The sequence below is a fragment of the Streptomyces dryopteridis genome (genome assembly GCF_049606955.1).
In the GTDB taxonomy this organism is placed as follows: Bacteria; Actinomycetota; Actinomycetes; order Streptomycetales; family Streptomycetaceae; genus Streptomyces.
In genome coordinates, this window is sequence record NZ_CP187113.1 from 2,465,467 (window position 1) to 2,483,175 (window position 17,709).

The window sequence follows — 17,709 nt, forward strand, 5'->3', positions numbered from 1 at the left end:
CCGCGCGAGGGCCGCGACGCACATTCGCTACGCTCCGCTCGTGGCTGAGATCCAGATTCCCGCTGACATCAAGCCCGCCGACGGACGTTTCGGCGCGGGCCCCTCCAAGGTGCGGACGGACGCGCTGGACGCGCTGGCCGCCACCGGTACCTCCCTGCTCGGTACCTCCCACCGCCAGGCCCCGGTCAAGAACCTGGTCGGCTCGGTGCGCGAGGGCATCCGTTCCCTGTTCTCCCTGCCCGAGGGCTACGAGGTCGTCCTCGGCAACGGCGGGTCCACCGCGTTCTGGGACGTGGCGACCCACGGCCTGATCGAGAACAAGTCCCAGCACCTCAACTTCGGCGAGTTCTCCTCGAAGTTCGCCAAGGCCGCGAAGCTCGCGCCGTGGCTGGCCGAGCCCACCGTCATCGCCTCCGACCCGGGCACCCACCCGGAGCCGGTCGCCGAGGCCGGCGTGGACGTGTACGCGTTCACCCACAACGAGACCTCGACCGGTGTGGCCGCGCCGCTGCGCCGCGTCGCGGGCGCGGACGCCGACGCGCTGGTGCTGGTGGACGCCACCTCGGGCGCCGGCGGCCTGCCGGTGGACATCACCGAGACCGACGTCTACTACTTCGCCCCGCAGAAGTCCTTCGCGTCCGACGGCGGCCTGTGGCTCGCGGCGTTCTCGCCGGCGGCCCTGGAGCGCGCGGCCCGGATCCACGCCTCCGGCCGGCACATCCCGGAGTTCTTCTCGCTGCCCACCGCGATCGACAACTCGCTGAAGAACCAGACGTACAACACCCCGGCCCTGTCCACCCTGTTCCTGCTGGACCAGCAGCTGAAGTGGATCAACGGCCAGGGCGGTCTGGACTGGGCCACGGCGCGCACCGCCGAGTCCGCCGCGGTCCTGTACGGCTGGGCCGAGGAGTCCAAGTACGCGCAGCCCTTCGTCACCGACCCGGCCAAGCGCTCCTCGGTCATCGGCACGATCGACTTCGACGACAGCGTGGACGCGGCGGCCGTGGCCAAGGTGCTGCGCGCCAACGGGATCGTGGACACCGAGCCCTACCGCAAGCTCGGCCGCAACCAGCTGCGCATCGCGATGTTCCCGGCGATCGACCCGGCCGACGTGAAGGCCCTGACGCTCTCGATCGACCACGTCATCGAGCGCCTCTGACCCTCGGCGCGGTCGCGCGCCCCGCGTCCGCGTCCCGAAGGCCCCCGTCCCGCACCTCCCGGTGCCGGGCGGGGGCCTTCGCGCGTGCCGGGAGGCGGCGCGGCGGGCCTTGACGGATCCCTGACGGGACCTTGGTCCCAAAAATCCCGGCAAAGGGACTCCCACGCTCCGATTTCCCCCCACCACCCGGCCTGCGGGTTCCTCCTCCGGGACCTTCGGCAGGGGGGTCCGGGGCGGGCCGGCGGGCCCGGAACCACGAGCCCAGGATGTCGGTCATGTCTGGTGTGTCGGATGTGAACCGAATTTCCGGCACGGCCCGTTCAGGAGGAAATCCCATGCGCAAGGCCCTCGCCTACTCCGCCGTCGCCCTCGCCTCCGCGATGGCGCTCGCAGCCCCCGTCGCCGCCTCCGCCGCCGAGGCCCCCGTCGCCCCCGCCCCGGTCACCTCGACCGACCACGGCAAGGGCTCCGACAAGGGCACCGGCGACGACACCCACGCCTCCGCCGCCTCGCTGCGGCTCTCCGTGAGCTCCGCGAAGCCCGGCGACAGCGTCAAGGTCACGGTGAACGCGCCCAAGGGCTCCACCAACCTCTCCGTCTCCTCCGCCGCCCTCGGCGACGTGAAGCTGAGCCCGGCCGGCGACGGCGTCTGGACCGGCACCGCCACCGTCGCCAAGGTCGCCGACGGCAACTACGGCGCCTCCCTCACCGGCAGCGCCCCCGACGGCACCAAGCTCCAGGCCACCGCCCAGCTCAGCGTCAAGGCCGGCACCCCCACCCCGGCGCCCTCCGAGGACAGCGTCAGCCTGTCCACCGACTTCGGGCACGCCGGGGACCACGTCAAGATCACCATCAAGACGAACAAGACCAGCGCCTTCGTCGACTCCAAGGCATTCGCGGGCGGCCGGGTGAACCTGACCCTCGCCTCCAAGGGCGTCTGGACCGGCACCGCCACCGTCGCCAAGGACGTCACCAGCGGCTACTACGGCGTCGACGCCTACGCGGGCGGCAAGAAGTTCGACACCGTGAAGTTCTCCACCGAGGCCACCGGCCCCGACCACAAGGGCCACGACAAGAAGGTCGTCCCGGTGAACCCGAAGGACCACAAGACCCCCAAGGGCTCCGTCAACACCGGCATGGCCCCCGTCGGCTACGTCCCCGAAGGCCGCTGACCCCCATGCCCGAGCAGCACCTCCTCCACCGGAACGGCGGTCCGCGCGTGCGGGCCGCCGGCCTGGCGGCGGTCACCCTCGCCGCCCTCCTCGCCACCGCCGGCTGCTCCGCCGGCGGCACGGCCAAGGCCGCGGACGGCGCGTCGGACGCGAAGAACGTCGCCCACTCGGCCTCCGTGCTCCCCGCGTCCGTCCCCGACCGGATCTCCATCCCGGACATCCACGTCGACGCGCCCCTCGACACCGTCGGCCTCGACAGCGCGGGCGTGATGCAGGAACCCGACTTCGCCAAGCCCGACGACGCCGCCTGGTACAAGCAGGGCCCCACCCCCGGCGAACAGGGCGCGTCCGCGATCGTCGGACACATGGACACCCCGCAGGCCCCCAAGGCCGTGTTCTTCAACCTCAAGCAGTTGAAGAAGGGTCAGCAGATCAAGGTGCACCGGGCGGACGGCGGCACCGCCGTGTTCTCCGTCGACGAGGTGGACACCTTCGCCAAGAGCTCCTTCCCCACCGACAAGGTCTACGGGGACACCCACGGCAAGGCCGAACTCCGCCTCATCACCTGCGGCGGCAACCTGACGAAGGACCGTCACTGGGACTCCAACGTCGTGGTCTTCGCCCACCTCACCGGCACCGCCTGAGCCGCCCCGCGCCCCGCGCGTCCCTCGCGTCCCTGCGCACCCGAACCCCCTCGCGCCCCGGCGCGGGCCCCACGACCCCGTCCGGTCGGGGGCCCGCGCCGTCCGCGTACCCGCGGGGCACGCCCTCACACCGGGCGTCCCACCCGCCCCGTCCACCCCACACCGGTCCGGAGGTCGACGGACGCGTCCCCGCCGCCCCGGCGCGCCGGGGCCGCCCGGCCGCGCGTCGGATACCGTCGAAGACCTCTCGGCAACACACACTTGGAGGCGACGGCGTGAGCATGCGAGTGACGGCTGACCAAGGCGGCACCGACCCCTTCGGCACGGCACGGCTGCGACGCGGGGTCCTCGACGCCTGGGCGGCGAGCCCGGCCCGGTTCCGCGAGGACGCCAACGCGGAGGAGGACCTCGCCCTCGGCGGGCACCGCGACCGCCTGATCGTGGAACTGGCCCAGAATGCCGCCGACGCGGCGGCCCGTTCGGGAGTACCCGGCCGGCTGCGCCTCACCCTGCACCCCACCGACCCCGAGGACCCCGCCGGCCCCGCCGGGCCCGTCCTCGCCGCCGCCAACACCGGCGCCCCCCTCGACGCGGCCGGCGTCGAATCCCTCAGCACCCTGCGCGCCTCCGCCAAACGCGAGGACGTCGGCGGTGAGGGGGCCGTCGCCCCCGTGGGCCGCTTCGGCGTCGGCTTCGCCGCCGTCCTCGCCGTCACCGACGAACCCGCCGTCCTCGGCCGGCACGGCGGCGTCCGCTGGTCCCTGGCCGAGGCCCGCGACCTCGTCGCCGAAACGGCCGCCGACCGCCCCGAGCTGGCCGACGAACTGCGCCGCCGCGACGGCCACGTGCCCCTGCTGCGCCTGCCCTCCCCCGCCGAGGGCACCGCCCCCGAGGGCTACGACACCGTCGTCGTCCTCCCCCTGCGCGACGCCGCCGCCGAAGCCCTCGCCGAGCGCCTGCTCGCCGACCTCGACGACGCCCTCCCGCTGGCCCTGCCCGGCCTCGTCGAGATCGTCGTCGAGACCCCCGCCGGCACCCGCACCCTGCGCCGCCGCACCGAGGGACCCCACACCCTCGTCGAGGACACCACCGCCAACGGCACCACCACCCGCCGCTGGCGCACCGTGCGCCACAGCGGTCACCTGGAGCCCGCGCTGCTCGCCGACCGGCCCGTCGAGGAACGCCTGCGGCCCGTCTGGTCGGTGACCTGGGCCGTCCCCGTGGACACCGACGGCGCCCCCGTCCCGCCCACCACCGCCGCCGTCGTCCACGCCCCCACCCCCACCGACGAACCCCTCGGCGTCCCCGCCCTCCTCATCGCCTCCTTCCCCCTCGAACCCACCCGCCGGCACCCCGCCCCCGGGCCACTCACCGCGTTCCTCACCGAGCGCGTCGCCGACGCCTACGCCGAACTCCTCGCCGGCTGGCGCCCGGTGACCTCCCGGATCCTCGACCTCGTACCCGGCCCGCTCGGCGCCGGCACCCTCGACGGCGACTTGCGCAGCGCGATCCTCGACCGCCTCCCCCGCACCCCCTTCCTCCCCCCGGCCGCCGTCCCGCACGGAACACCGGGCGGGGAGCCGCACGCGGAGCCGGACGCGGAGCCGGGCCGGGAGGAGCGGGAACAGCCCGAGGCCCTGCGCCCCTTCGAGGCCGAGATCGTCGAGGGAGCCGGCGCCGACACCGTGCGCGTGCTCGCCGAGGTCCTGCCCACCCTGCTGCCCGGCGGGCTGGAGCGCCGCACCGAACCGCGCGTGCTGGGCGTGGGCCGGCTCGGACTGGGCGAGGCCGTCGAACGCATCGCCGGCATCGAACGCCCGCCCTCCTGGTGGCACCGCCTGTACGACACCCTCGCCGGCGTGGACCCGGACCGGCTCAGCGGCCTCCCCGTCCCCCTGGCCCCCACCGAGGACGAGGACACCGACGCGGCGGAGGACCCCCTCGGCCGCGGCCCGGCCCGCCCCACCGGCACCCGCACCGCGATCGGCCCGCGGCACGTGCTGCTGCCCGGCCCCGGCACCCCGCCGGGCCTCACCCGCCTCGGTCTGAAGGTCGCGCACCCCGACGCCGCGCACCCGCTGCTGGAGAAGCTGGGCGCCCTGCCCGCGACCCCGCGCGCCGTGCTCACCACCCCGCAGGTGCGGGCCGCGGTGGCCGCGTCCCTGGACGCCGGCGACGTGTGGGACGAGGACGCCCTCGCCCCCGAGGACCTCGCCGAACTCGTCCTGGGCCTGGCCCGCGACGCCGAGCTCGCCCCCGGCGACGAGCCCTGGCTCGGCGCCCTGGCCCTGCCCGACGAGGACGGCGAACCCACCCCCGCCTGCGAACTCGTGCTGCCGGGCAGCCCCTTCGCCGCCGTGATCCGGCCCGACGAACTGCCCTTCGTGGACCCCGAGCTGGTGGCCCGCTGGGGCGCCGGCCCGCTGACGGCGGTCGGGGTGACCGCCGAGTTCCACCTCGTGCGCGCCGGCGACGTGGTCCTGGACCCCGACGAACTGGAGCCCCGCGACGGCGACTTCCCCGAGCCCGACGACGTGGGCCTGCTCGACGCCGTCGACGTGTGGTGCGAGGACGCCCTCGACCGGCTGCCCGACTCCCCCGTGCCCCCGGTGGCCGGCGAGATCGTCGCCGTCCGGGACCTGGAGCTCGTGGACGACGAGCAGTGGCCGGCCGCGCTCGCGATGCTGGCCCGACCGCCGCTGCGGGACGCCCTCACCCAGCCCGTCCGGGTGCTGCTGCCCGACGGCACCACCGCCCCGGTCCGCCCGTACACCGCGTGGTGGCTGCGCGATCACCCGATCCTCGACGGGCGGCGCCCGGCGGGCCTGCGCGCGGCGGGCGGGGACCCGCTGCTGGCCGGGCTCTACGAGGAGGCCGACGCCACCGGCTTCGAGGACGAGCAGGTGCTGCGGGCCCTCGGCGTGCGCACCTCGGCGGCGGCCCTGCTCGCCGAACCGGGCGGGGCGGCCGAGCTGCTGGGCCGGCTCGCCGACCCGGACGCGGAGGTCACCGAACGGCAGCTGCACGGGCTGTACTCGCTCCTCGCCGAGCTGGACCCGGAGGAGGTCACCCTCCCCGACGACCTCCGGGCCGTGCTGGACGGGGAGGTGGTGGTGGTCGACGCCGGCGAGGCCGTGATCGCGGACGCCCCGGACCTGCTGCCGCTGGCGGCCGGGCTGCCGCTGCTGCCGGTGGCGCCGGCGCGGGCGGCGGACCTGGCCGAACTGCTCCAGGTCCGGCGGCTCTCGGAGTCCGTCCCGGCGGAGGTGAGCACCCCGGGCACGGAGCACGAGGTCCCCGCCCCGGTCCGGTCCCTGCTGGGCGCGGACACCCCGGAGACCTGGCTGGAGCACGAGGAACTGATCGCGGGCGGGGTGGAACTGGACTGGCGGCACACCCCCGACGGGGTGGTGCACGCGGCGACCCTGGAGGGCGTGGCGGCGGCCCTGTCCTGGGCCACGGGCCAGTGGCCGCGCCGCTTCGAGGTGGCGGCCCTCCTGGAGGACCCGACCCGCACGGCGGAACTCTCCCGAGACCGCTGGTTCGACTGACCCCGACCACCCACCCCGGATGCGACGGCGGGGTGCTGTTTCACGTGAAACAGCACCCCGTCAGAACCCCCATGTGTGGAAATCCCGATCGGCGACATCCCGCTCCGCCTCCGTGAGCGGGCCGTATTCGCTTTGCAGCAGTCGCGACAACTCGGCGAGATCGCCGTCGGTACGCGAACGGCCGTCGGGTCCCACGATGTTCATGGGACCCGACGGCCGTGTTTCGTTCCGGCTGTTCTCCGTGCTCATCGCAAGAGTGTCGCTACGCCGGGAATTTGCGGTCAACACTCCTGAAGGTGAACTCGATGAGCGCCGCCGCGACCGCCGCGATGCCCACCGCCGTCCACGGCATCGTGGTGCCCTCCAGGCGGAGCTGGAAGAAGTCCTGGAGCCAGGGCACGACCAGGACGATCAGGAAGGCCAGGCCCATCGTGGCCACCAGGCCGATCCGCCACCACGTGTACGGCCGGGCGATGATCGCCAGGACCCACATCGAGGTGAGGAACAGGGTCAGCGTGGCCGCGCTGGTCTGGGCCTTGAGGACCTCCGCGCCCTCGCCCGTGTAGTGGGCGCGGGCCACCAGGTACGTCACGAACGTGGCGACCGCCGCGATCACGCCGCCCGGGATCGCGTACCGCATGACCCTCTTCACGAAGTGCGGTTTCGCGCGTTCCTTGTTCGGCGCGAGGGCCAGGAAGAACGCGGGGATGCCGATCGTGAGGCTGGAGAGCAGCGTGAGGTGACGCGGCAGGAAGGGGTATTCGACCTGGCTGCACACCACGAGCACGGCGAGCAGCACGGAGTAGACCGTCTTGGTGAGGAACAGGGTCGCGACGCGGGTGATGTTGCCGATGACCCGTCGGCCCTCGGCGACCACCGAGGGGAGGGTGGAGAAGGAGTTGTTGAGCAGCACGATCTGGGCGACCGCGCGGGTGGCCTCGGAGCCGGAGCCCATGGACACGCCGATGTCGGCGTCCTTGAGGGCCAGCACGTCGTTGACCCCGTCGCCGGTCATGGCGACGGTGTGCCCGCGGCTCTGGAGCGCGGCGACCATGTCGCGCTTCTGCTGCGGGGTGACGCGCCCGAACACGGCGTTGTCGTCGAGCATCCGCGCCATGCCCTCCTGGTCGGAGGGGAGCTTGCGGGCGTCGACGGTGTTCTCCGCGCCGGGCAGGCCGAGCTTGCCGGCGACGGCGCCGACGGAGACCGCGTTGTCGCCGGAGATGACCTTGGCCTTGACGCCCTGCTCCTCGAAGTAGCGCAGGGTGTCGGCGGCGTCGGGCCGCAGGCGCTGTTCGAGGACGACGAGGGCGGTGGGCCGGACGTCCTCGCCGACCCGGGGGTCGTCGAGGTCGCGGCTCGCTCGGGCGAGGAGCAGGACGCGCAGGCCCTGCTCGTTGAGGTGGTCGATCTCGGCGAGGGCGGGGTCGCCGGCCGGGAGGAGCACGTCGGGGGCGCCGAGCAGCCAGGTGGAGGTCTCGCCGTCGCTCTCGCCGAAGCTCGCGCCGCTGTACTTGCGGGCGGAGGAGAACGGCAGCGATTCCACGCACCGCCAGTCCTCGCGGTCGGGGTAGGCGTCGATGATGGCCTGGAGGCTGGCGTTGGGGCGGGGGTCGGATTCGCCGAGGGCGCCGAGCACGGTCTTGACGTAGCCATCGTCCGCGCCGCCGAGGACGCGGAGTTCGGTGACGTCCATGCCGCCCTCGGTGAGGGTGCCGGTCTTGTCCAGGCAGACCACGTCCACGCGGGCGAGGCCCTCGATCGCGGGCAGTTCCTGCACGAGGCACTGCTTGCGGCCGAGCCGGATCACGCCGATCGCGAAGGCCACGGAGGTCAGCAGGACCAGGCCCTCGGGGATCATCGGGACGATGCCGCCGACGGTGCGGGCGATGGAGTCCTTGAGGTTGTTGTCCTTGACCACGAGCTGGCTGATGATCAGCCCGATCGAGGTGGGGATCATCATCCACGTGACGTACTTGAGGATCGTGGAGATGCCGGAGCGCAGTTCGGAGTGGACCAGGGTGAAGCGGGACGCCTCTTCGGCGAGCTGGGCCGCATAGGCTTCCCGGCCGACCTTGGTCGCGGTGAACGCGCCGCCGCCGGCGACCACGAAGGAGCCGGACATGACGGGGTCGCCGGGCTTCTTCAGCACCGGGTCGGCCTCGCCGGTCAGCAGCGATTCGTCGATCTCCAGCCCGTCGGCCTCGCCGACCACGCCGTCGACCACGCACTTGTCGCCGGGCCCGAGCTCGATCACGTCGTGCAGGACGATCTCGGAGGTGGAGATCTCGGCGGCGCGGCCGTCGCGGCGGACGCTCGGTTTGGCCTCGCCGATGACGGCCAGTCCGTCGAGGGTCTTCTTGGCGCGCAGTTCCTGGATGATGCCGATGCCGGTGTTCGCGATGATCACGAAGCCGAACATGCTGTCCTGGATCGGCGCGACGATCAGCATGATCACCCACAGCACGCCGATGATCGCGTTGAAGCGGGTGAAGACGTTGGCGCGGACGATGTCGGGGGTGGAGCGGGAGGAGCGGACGGGGACGTCGTTGACCTCGCCGCGCGCGACGCGTTCGGCGACCTCGGCCGTGCTCAGGCCGCCGGGCCGGAAGGCCGGCGCGGCGCCCTCGGCGCCGGCGGCGGCCGCGTCGGACCCGCCGGACCCGCCCGCCCCGGGTGCGCCGAGGTGGGATTCGGGCAGGGGCCGGGGGTGCACGGGGTCCAGCTCGGCCCCCGCGTCGATGGCCAGGCCGGCGGGTGCGCCGGAACCCGCGTCCTGCCGCCGGCCCTCGTCCCGCGCCGCCTGATGGTCTTGGTGCGCGCCCGTGGCGGCCGGGTCGCGTGCGGGCCCGTGCCCGCCGCCGTCCCCGCCGCCGGCGCCGCCGGAGCCGCGCTCCGGCCCGTCGGAATCGATCTTCGCCCGCTGCGTCATGTATCCGACGGTAAATGGCTTGTGCGGGGTTCACCTGCCGGCGGGTGCGAAGATCCGACTTCGGGATGACCCCAATCCTCCGCAGGTAGTCCCCGATCCCCCGCGCCGAGCCCGCCGCCGCACCGCCGAGCCGTCGCCGTCACGCCGGCCGCGCGGGGCCCGCCGCAGCGTTCCCGCCGGTCAGAGCCCTGGGCGGGGCATGGGAACGGCGGGACTCAGCCGGCCCGTGACGCGCCGCGCGACACCGTCCCGGAGCCCGGATCGAGGCCGGGTCGAAGGTCCGGGCAGTACGTCACGAATCCGCGCCGGCCGCCGCCGGGCCCCCCGGGCCCGCCTCGCGGGCCGCCGCGTGCCGCTTCAGGGCCGCGTCCCGCCCCCGGACGTACCAGATGCCGATCAGCCCGAGGGCGCCGCCGGCGGCGCAGGTCCACACCCACCACAGCAGGTCGCGGTCGGCGAACCAGCCGTAGAAGGGGAGCTGCACGACGAACAGCGCGAACCACAGGATCGTTCCGCCGGTGATCGTCGAGACGATCGGCCCTTCCAGGGGTTCGGGTGCCTCGTGTCGGGGGGTCCACTTCGCCATGCGGCCAGTTTAGGCCGCCGATCTCGCAGGTCGAACGGGTCTACGCGCGGAGATGGACGCCACTTCGTTCATGTGTTCATACTGAAATGGTTTGCCTGTGGCTACTTCTTTTCGTAGGAAGCCACAACCACGGACCCTTTTTCTGAGGACCAGGACCGCATGAGCACCTCGGCCCCCGCCGCTCCCCCGACCTCGCCTCCCCCCGCCCCGGGCGGTGGCGGCGGCGCGATCGACCGTTATTTCAAGATCTCCGAGCGCGGCTCGACCGTCGCCCGCGAGGTCCGCGGCGGTTTCGCCACCTTCTTCGCGATGGCGTACATCATCGTGCTGAACCCGATCATCCTCGGCAGCGCGAAGGACATGTACGGCCACCAGCTCGACGGCGGCCAGCTCGTCACCGCGACCGTGCTGACGGCCGCGTTCTCCACCCTCCTCATGGGCGTGATCGGCAACGTCCCGATCGCCCTCGCCGCCGGCCTCGGCGTCAACACCGTCGTCGCCCTCCAGCTCGCCCCCCGGATGAGCTGGCCGGACGCGATGGGCATGGTGGTCCTCGCCGGCGTCGTCGTCATGCTGCTGGTGGCGACCGGCCTGCGCGAGCGCGTCATGACCGCCGTCCCGCTCGGCCTGCGCAAGGGCATCGCGATCGGCATCGGCCTGTTCATCATGCTGATCGGCCTGGTCGACTCCGGGTTCGTCTCCCGCATCCCGGACGCCTCGCACACCACCGTGCCGCTCCAGCTCGGCGGCAACGGGCACCTGCACGGCTGGCCGGTGCTCGTCTTCGTGCTCGGCGTGCTGCTCACCCTCGCGCTGCTGATCCGCAAGGTGCCCGGCGCGATCCTGATCTCGATCGTCGCCATGACGGTGCTCGCCGTGGTCGTGCAGCTCGCCGCGAACCTCCCGGGCCAGTCCTGGGGCCTGACCGTCCCCGAATGGCCCGGCAACCCGGTGGCCGCCCCCGACTTCGGGCTGGTCGGGCAGGTCAGCCTGTTCGGCGGCTTCGGCAAGGTCGGCGTCCTGACGGGCGTGCTGTTCGTGTTCACGGTGCTGCTGAGCTGCTTCTTCGACGCGATGGGCACGATCCTCGGCGTCGGCGACGAGGCCAAGCTGATCGACAAGAACGGCAACTTCCCCGGCATCAACCGCGTGCTGCTCGTGGACGGCCTGGCCGTCGCCTCCGGCGGCGCCACCTCCTCCTCGGCCACCACCTGCTTCGTGGAGTCCACGGCGGGCGTCGGCGAGGGAGCGCGCACGGGCCTGGCGAACGTGGTCACGGGCGGCCTGTTCACGGTGGCCCTGTTCCTGACCCCGCTGGCCACGATGGTGCCCTCGCAGGCCGCCACCCCGGCCCTGGTCGCGGTCGGCTTCCTGATCCTGGCGGGCTCGGTCCGCGACATCGACTGGAGCGACTTCACCATCGCCGTCCCGGCCTTCCTGGCCATGGTGATGATGCCGTTCACGTACTCGATCACCAACGGCATCGGCATCGGCTTCGTCTCCTTCACCGTGCTGCGCCTGGCCACGGGCCGGTGGCGCGAGGTGCCGATCGCGATGTACGTGGTCTCCGCCGTGTTCGTCTTCTACTACGCGATGCCCTCGCTCGGCCTCACCTGAGCCGGGGTCCGCACGCGGACGACGAACCGTTTCCCCTGAGCCCGGCCGGGCCCTGTCGCCCCGGCCGGGCTCAGGGGCGTCCGGGGCCGGTGGGCGGGTCGACCTCGGTTCGGGCGACGGCGGCGGGGGCGGGGGCGGCCGGGTCGGCGGAGGCGGCGGGGCCGGGGGCGGCAGGGCCGGGGGCCGGATCGGGATCGGCGGGGGCGAGGGAGCCGGGGCGCCCGCCCTGGCCGGAGGGCACCTCGGGGTCGGCGGGCCCGTAGAAGCGCTCCGTCTCGTCCACCGCCGTCTTGAACCGCTCGTCGAAGTCGTCGCGCACGAGGGTGCCCACGACGTAGTCCTGGAGGGTCATCCCGCGCCGCGCCGCGTGCCCGCGCAGCCGGGTCAACAGGTCGCCGTTTATCCGCAGGCTCAGGACGAGGGATTCCGCCGCGCCGGGCGGCGGCGCCGGTTCGGGCGCGGGCCGGGAACCGGACACCAGCCGGGGGCCGGGACCGAGATCGGGCCCGAAACCGGGGGCGGGACGGGGTACGGGGTGCGGGGATGCCGTGTGCGATGCCGTGGACGCCATGGCGACAGCGTCGGGGCAGCACGCCGGCACGCGAGCACATTTCCGGAACGGTCTCACCCGTACGAGTGATGTTGCGGGTACGCGCGCGCGGAACGTCGCGCACGTCACGGGAAACCCCCTGTTCTTTAGAAAGAGTAATGAGTTACGCTAAAGAACATGCGTGACCTTTCCCATGGCGACGACGCGGCCGCCGTGAACGATCTCCGGTCGGCCGTGATGCGGCTCGGCCGGCGCCTGAAACACCAGCGTGTGGACGAGTCGCTGAGCCCGACCGAGATGTCGGTCCTCGGCACCCTCTCCCAATGCGGTCCGGCCACCCCCGGCGAGCTGGCACGACGTGAACACGTCCAGCCCCCGTCGATGACCCGGATCGTGGCGCTCCTGGAGGCCAAGGGTCTGGTCACGCTGGAGCCGCACCCGGAGGACCGCCGGCAGAAGGTGGTCAGCAGGACCGAGGAGGCCGTGGCGATGCTCGACGAGAGCCGACGCAAACGGAACGCCTTCCTCGCCGGACTCGCGGCCGAGCTCGACGAGGACGAGTGGGCGAAGCTGAAGGCCGCCGCTCCCGTCCTGGAGAAGCTCGCGCACCTGTAGGAGACGACGCGAGGAGGCGAGAGCCCTTGAGTACGGCAACCGGAGCGAACCCCGCGACCGGCCGGACCCCGACCACCCCGACCACCCCCACCGCCACGACCCCCACCGGCACCGCGACGCACGCCACCGGCCTTCCGGCACCCGCCGAGGCCGCGGCCGCGCTCGGGGCCGAGGCGGAGGCGGAACCCGAGACACCCGGCGCGGTCGCCGGGCCCGCGGCCCCCACGGCCGCGAAGGCGACCGCGGGCACCACCCCCCGCACCACCCCCGCCCACACCACGAGCACGCCCGACCCCGACACGGCCGGCGCACGCACGCCCGGCACGATGACGTCCGCCGCGAACCCGATCCGCACGAACCCGGTCGGCACGAACACGACCGGCACGACCGAGGTCGGCGCGAACGTGGCCGGCACGAGCCCGATCCGCGTGAACGCGACCGGCACGAACGGGGCCGGCACGACCGAGGTCCACGTGAACGCGGTCCACGCGAACGCGACCGGCGCGAACGCGACCGGCGCGAACGCGACCGGGGCGAACGCGGTCGGCACCAGCGCGGTCCACGTGAACGCGACCGGCGCGAACGGGGCCGACCCGCGCCACACGGCCGCCGCGCACGGTATCCGCCCGGGCACCGCCCGCACGCACGCCGACGGCGCACCCGCCACCGGCCGCGCGGCCGGCGACCGTACCCTCGCCGCCGCCCACACCGCCGCCCCCGTCGTCGCCCCCGCCGCCCGCGGCACCGGCCCGGCCTCCGCCTCCGGCGTCCCCGGCACCGGCGCCGACGTGACCCACCCGGGCCCCGCCGGCGCACCCGCCCCCGAGGCGCGCGCTCCGCGCAACGGGACGGGCACCCCGCGCGGCACCGACCGTGCGGCGGGCACCGACCGTGCGACGGGCACCGCCCCCACCCCGGCCGAGGAGCCCGTCCCGAAGTCGATGTTCGCCTCGCTGCGGATCCGGAACTACCGGCTCTTCGCCGCCGGCCAGCTCGTCTCCAACACCGGCACCTGGGCGCAGCGCGTCGCCCAGGACTGGCTGGTGCTGTCGCTGACCGGCTCCGCCTCCGCCGTCGGCATCACCATCGCCCTCCAGTTCCTGCCGATGTTGCTGTTCGGCCTGTACGGCGGCGTCCTCGCCGACCGGCTGCCGAAGCGTCCGCTGCTGCTGGGCACCCAGTTCGCGATGGGCGCCACCGGCCTCGCGCTGGCCGCGTTGACCCTCACCGGCCACGTGCAGGTGTGGCACGTCTACCTGACCGCCTTCCTCCTCGGTCTCGTCACCGTCGTGGACAACCCGGCGCGGCAGATCTTCGTGTCCGAGATGGTCGGCCCGCGTCAGGTCGCCAACGCCGTCAGCCTGAACTCGGCGAACTTCCAGTCCGCCCGCCTGGTCGGCCCGGCGCTCGCCGGCGTGCTGATCACGGCCGTCGGCTCCGGCTGGGCGTTCCTGCTGAACGGCCTGTCGTACGCCGCGCCGATCGCCGGTCTGCTGCTGATGCGCGCGAACGAGCTGCACCCCGTGACCCCGCGCCCACGCGCCAAGGGGCAGTTGCGCGAGGGGCTGCGGCACGTGGCCGGGCGGCCCGAGCTGGTGTGGCCGATCGTGCTGGTCGGGTTCATCGGCACCTTCGGGTTCAACTTTCCGATCTGGCTCGCGGCCTTCGCCGACGACGTGTTCCACGGCGACGCCGGCACCTACGGCCTGTTCAACACCCTGATCGCCGCCGGTTCGCTGGCCGGTGCCCTGCTCGCGGCCCGGCGCGGCCGGTCCCGCCTGCGGGTGCTGGTCATGGCGGCGGCCCTGTTCGGAGCGGTGGAGATCGCGACGGCGTTCTCGCCGAACCTGTGGGTGTTCACGGCGCTGCTGATCCCGGTCGGCATGTTCGGGATGACCGTGAACGTGGTCGCCAACTCCGGCGTGCAGATGGCCACCGACCCCGAGATGCGGGGACGGGTGATGGCCCTGTTCATGATGGTGTTCATGGGCGGCACCCCGATCGGAGCGCCGCTGGTCGGCTGGATCACCGACACCTACGGCGTGCGCGTCGGCATGGCCGCCGGCGGCGGCATCGCGCTGATCGCGGCGCTGGCCGTCGGCCTGGTGCTGTCGCGGATCGGCAACCTGCGGCTGAGCGTCTCGCGGCACGGCGTCACCTTCGTGCCCAACCGGACGCGGACGCCGGCGCGCCGGGAGGAACTCGTCCCGGTCGCGTAGCCCGTGTGTGCGTCCCCCTCGCCCGCCGTGCCGTCCGTGTCAGGACGTGCGGCGGGCGAGTCTGTTGGGGGTCACGACCACGTGCAGGGCCCCGCTCGGCGAGGGCTCGTCGAGTTGCACGCGCAGGCGGTTCACGAGGTGGAACTCGCTGACCGCGACCGTCCCGGCGAACAGCGTGTCCGGCATCGTGTCGAGGTGCACGTGCACGGGCGTCCCGGCCGGGAAGTCCGCGGCGGTCGGCAGGTGCTCCCCGGGCGGCAGGGTGGGCTCGCAGGCGCCGGGGTGGTGCGGGAACGGGTCGAAGGAGGTCACAGGGCGCTCCCGGTGGGATCGACGGCGGCGGGCGGGGACCCGAGCGGGGTACGGGCGTCCACGGGCCGCAGATCGCGGTGCAGGGCGCCCCACACGCGGTCGGGCATGTCGGGGAAGTGCAACCAGATCCACCGCCCGGGAATCGCGGGCGTGGTCACGACGCCCTGCCGGTTCTTCTGCCTGTCGTAGACCAGTGTCCCCACCTCGGGCCGAAACCGCTCGGAGTGCGAGAAATCCCCCTCCCCCGTGTCCCCACCGCGGCCACCCCCGGTGTCCCCGGTGAGGCCCCGGCCGGTGTCGCCGCCCATGTCGCGGCCGGTGTCGCCGACACGGCTGTCGCCGCCGCTGCCGCCGTTGCTGCTGTCGCCACCGCTGCCGCCGATGTGGCTGCCGTTCCCGTTGCCGTTGCTGCCGGCGCTGCTACCGATGTCCATCCACACACTCCCGCTCACAACCGACTCCCTCGTCGGTCTCCCTGGACGTGCTCTGATCGGGCGATGCCGCCTCGCCTGGCCTGGCCGATCCGCCTGCGGAAACTCCGCAACTCCCTTGCGAATGGCTGCACTTGACGTGATCGAACGCTCTCGCCGCGTGATTTAAAGTAGGCCCAATCTTGGGCCGGGTGCAAGCGTGCACCCACGCCTATCACTCGCAAGGGTGAGTGGACCCTTGCGACGCCTCACGGCACACTCGTACCGAACCGACTGGAGAGGGATCCATGCCACCACGCTCAGACCCGACGGCCCGACAGGTCCGCCTGGGAACGGAGTTGAGGAAGCTCCGCGAGGCCGCCGGCCTCACCAGCAAAGTGGCGGGCGAACGCCTCGGCGGCGGCACCGCGCAGATCAGTCACATCGAATCGGGCCGCTACGGCGTCAGCGGCGCCCGCGTTCGCCACATGGCCGCGCTCTACTCCGCCCAGGACATGGACGTGGTCGATGCCCTGGCTGCGATGGCGGAGGAGCGGGGTAAGGGGTGGTGGGAGCGATACCGCCCTTCACTCCCGGTCAACCTGCTCGACCTCGCGGAGCTGGAGCACCACGCGACCTTCCTGCGAAGCATCCAGCTGCTCGCGGTACCCGGAATTTTCCAGACCGAGGAGTACGCGCACGCGATCTTCTCCAGCGGCAACCCCGGGGTCGCCGCAAAGGAACTCGCTCTGTGGATCGACCATCGGCTCTCTCGCCGCCAGATCTTCGACCGAGAGACACCTCCGCCCTTCGAGGCCATCATCCACGAAGCGGCTCTCCGCATCCCGTACGGCAGCAGGAAAGCGACCCGGGCCCAGCTCAGCTCACTCCTCGATGTCTGTGACTGGCCAAGCGTCGCGATCCGCGTGATTCCGTTCGCGATCGAGGCTTTCCACGGGGCAGCTCAGCCCATGCTTTACGCCGGCGGACCCGTGCCGGCCCTCGACACCGTCCAAGTCGACGACGCATCCGTTGGCTCGGTGCTCGACGCAACCGCACAGCTCCGCAAGTACCGGGACGTCTACAGCTCCATCCACGAACTCTCGCTCACCACGGAAAAGTCGCGAGATTTCATCCACCGCATCGCAAAGGAAACCTGAGCACGGCATGAACAGCGAACCCAAATGGCAGAAGTCCTCGTACTCCACGGACACCAACGCGTGCGTCGAGGTGGCGGCACACGACGGCAACATCGTCATGCGGGAGAGCGACGATCCTGAATTCGTGGTCACCACCACCCCGGCCAAGTTGCGAGCGTTCATCCTGGGCATCAAGGCCGGCGAGTTCGACCACCTCGTCTGATCTCGGCGCCCTTGACCAGCTCTCGCTCGCGGGCGCAGGCTCCTCTCGTATCGCCCGGTACGAGAGGAGCCGACATGAAAGCCCCCATCGCGTGGCAGAAGTCCTCCTTCTCCGCCGCGCAGGAGAACTGTGTCGAGCTGGCGACACACGGAGACGACATCGTCATGCGAGAGAGTGACGCCCCCAACGTGGTCGTCACCACGACACCGGCCAAGCTCCGAGCCTTCATTCTGGGCGTCAAAGCTGGCGAGTTCGACCACCTGACCTGAAGCCCGGCCAAGCGCGCCCCTCGCTCTGCCCCTCACCGGCGGGAGACCCACGCGTCGGCACCGATCCTCCGGCAGAAGTCATCGTTCTCCGGGGACACCATGGCGTGCGTTGAGTTGGCGACTCACCAGAGAGGGATCGCCGTGCGGGAAGGAGATGATCCCGGCGTGGTGCTGACCGCGACGCGCGACAAACCGCGCGCCTTCATCCTGGGCACCGAAGCCGGCGAGTTCGACCACCTCGTCCGCATCGGCACCCCGCCCACATCCGGTCGCCTCCAGCGCTCTCTCACAACCGATCTGAGGGCGTCGCC

At 72.8% G+C, this 17,709-nt stretch carries 16 protein-coding genes and 1 pseudogene; 11 read left to right on the top strand and 6 right to left on the bottom strand.

Annotation, left to right across the window (positions count from 1 at the left end; genetic code table 11):
• Positions 1 to 40: 40 nt before the first annotated feature.
• The 4 genes from serC to ACN20G_RS10330 all read left to right on the top strand — a co-directional run bounded on the left by serC (position 41) and on the right by ACN20G_RS10330 (position 6,526).
• Entirely contained in the window at positions 41 to 1,159 is a 1,119-nt protein-coding gene (serC, locus tag ACN20G_RS10315) for a phosphoserine transaminase (RefSeq protein WP_424212444.1), read from the top strand.
• 335 nt (positions 1,160 to 1,494) lie between these two features.
• Positions 1,495 to 2,331, top strand: coding sequence for a hypothetical protein (locus ACN20G_RS10320; protein ID WP_424212445.1), 837 nt, complete (start codon positions 1,495 to 1,497; stop codon positions 2,329 to 2,331).
• 5 nt (positions 2,332 to 2,336) lie between these two features.
• Positions 2,337 to 2,975, top strand: coding sequence for a class F sortase (locus tag ACN20G_RS10325; RefSeq protein ID WP_424212446.1), 639 nt, complete (start codon positions 2,337 to 2,339; stop codon positions 2,973 to 2,975).
• Between the two features lie 281 nt (positions 2,976 to 3,256).
• Positions 3,257 to 6,526 carry a sacsin N-terminal ATP-binding-like domain-containing protein gene (locus ACN20G_RS10330; RefSeq protein WP_424215459.1) on the top strand — a complete coding sequence of 1,090 codons (3,270 nt, stop codon included), beginning with the start codon at positions 3,257 to 3,259 and terminating at the stop codon, positions 6,524 to 6,526.
• 60 nt (positions 6,527 to 6,586) lie between these two features.
• On the opposite strand, the gene ACN20G_RS10335 is transcribed toward ACN20G_RS10330, so the two are convergent.
• The 3 genes from ACN20G_RS10335 to ACN20G_RS10345 form a co-directional block, all read right to left on the bottom strand.
• Positions 6,587 to 6,775 carry a hypothetical protein gene (locus ACN20G_RS10335; RefSeq protein ID WP_424212447.1) on the bottom strand — a complete coding sequence of 63 codons (189 nt, stop codon included), beginning with the start codon at positions 6,773 to 6,775 and terminating at the stop codon, positions 6,587 to 6,589.
• A 13-nt stretch (positions 6,776 to 6,788) separates the two neighbouring features.
• Positions 6,789 to 9,458 carry an HAD-IC family P-type ATPase gene (locus tag ACN20G_RS10340; protein WP_424212448.1) on the bottom strand — a complete coding sequence of 890 codons (2,670 nt, stop codon included), beginning with the start codon at positions 9,456 to 9,458 and terminating at the stop codon, positions 6,789 to 6,791.
• 292 nt (positions 9,459 to 9,750) lie between these two features.
• Positions 9,751 to 10,044, bottom strand: a complete 294-nt coding sequence (locus ACN20G_RS10345; protein ID WP_424212449.1) for a DUF2530 domain-containing protein — start codon at positions 10,042 to 10,044, stop codon at positions 9,751 to 9,753.
• Between the two features lie 159 nt (positions 10,045 to 10,203).
• Here ACN20G_RS10345 and ACN20G_RS10350 point away from each other — a divergent pair, with 159 nt between their 5' ends.
• Positions 10,204 to 11,661, top strand: a complete 1,458-nt coding sequence (locus ACN20G_RS10350) for an NCS2 family permease (protein WP_424212450.1) — start codon at positions 10,204 to 10,206, stop codon at positions 11,659 to 11,661.
• A gap of 70 nt (positions 11,662 to 11,731) precedes the next feature.
• On the opposite strand, the gene ACN20G_RS10355 is transcribed toward ACN20G_RS10350, so the two are convergent.
• Positions 11,732 to 12,232, bottom strand: coding sequence for a hypothetical protein (locus tag ACN20G_RS10355; protein WP_424212451.1), 501 nt, complete (start codon positions 12,230 to 12,232; stop codon positions 11,732 to 11,734).
• Positions 12,233 to 12,388: 156 nt separating this feature from the next.
• Between ACN20G_RS10355 and ACN20G_RS10360 the strand changes: the two genes are divergently transcribed.
• Together ACN20G_RS10360 and ACN20G_RS10365 are read left to right on the top strand one after the other, a co-directional pair.
• Positions 12,389 to 12,826 carry a MarR family winged helix-turn-helix transcriptional regulator gene (locus ACN20G_RS10360; protein WP_424212452.1) on the top strand — a complete coding sequence of 146 codons (438 nt, stop codon included), beginning with the start codon at positions 12,389 to 12,391 and terminating at the stop codon, positions 12,824 to 12,826.
• Between the two features lie 941 nt (positions 12,827 to 13,767).
• Positions 13,768 to 15,045, top strand: coding sequence for an MFS transporter (locus tag ACN20G_RS10365; protein ID WP_424215460.1), 1,278 nt, complete (start codon positions 13,768 to 13,770; stop codon positions 15,043 to 15,045).
• A gap of 39 nt (positions 15,046 to 15,084) precedes the next feature.
• Here the strand turns inward: ACN20G_RS10365 and ACN20G_RS10370 are convergent, their stop codons facing one another.
• Positions 15,085 to 15,357: a hypothetical protein gene (locus ACN20G_RS10370; protein ID WP_424212453.1), complete on the bottom strand. Its 273-nt coding sequence runs from the start codon at positions 15,355 to 15,357 to the stop codon at positions 15,085 to 15,087.
• On the bottom strand, positions 15,354 to 15,791 hold the full coding sequence (locus ACN20G_RS10375; protein WP_424212454.1) for a hypothetical protein: 438 nt from the start codon (positions 15,789 to 15,791) through the stop codon (positions 15,354 to 15,356). The genes ACN20G_RS10370 and ACN20G_RS10375 overlap by 4 nt, the downstream gene beginning before the upstream one ends.
• A gap of 284 nt (positions 15,792 to 16,075) precedes the next feature.
• On the opposite strand from ACN20G_RS10375, the gene ACN20G_RS10380 reads away from it, so the two are divergent.
• From ACN20G_RS10380 to ACN20G_RS10395, 4 genes and pseudogenes are all read left to right on the top strand, one after another.
• The gene (locus ACN20G_RS10380; protein ID WP_424212455.1) at positions 16,076 to 16,927 is read left to right on the top strand and encodes a helix-turn-helix domain-containing protein; all 852 of its coding nucleotides are present in this window, start codon (positions 16,076 to 16,078) and stop codon (positions 16,925 to 16,927) included.
• 7 nt (positions 16,928 to 16,934) lie between these two features.
• Positions 16,935 to 17,129, top strand: a complete 195-nt coding sequence (locus ACN20G_RS10385) for a DUF397 domain-containing protein (protein WP_424212456.1) — start codon at positions 16,935 to 16,937, stop codon at positions 17,127 to 17,129.
• A 74-nt stretch (positions 17,130 to 17,203) separates the two neighbouring features.
• Positions 17,204 to 17,398, top strand: a complete 195-nt coding sequence (locus ACN20G_RS10390; protein ID WP_424212457.1) for a DUF397 domain-containing protein — start codon at positions 17,204 to 17,206, stop codon at positions 17,396 to 17,398.
• A gap of 63 nt (positions 17,399 to 17,461) precedes the next feature.
• Positions 17,462 to 17,599, top strand: a pseudogene (locus ACN20G_RS10395) (DUF397 domain-containing protein); the annotation flags it as partial.
• Positions 17,600 to 17,709 lie beyond the last annotated feature (110 nt).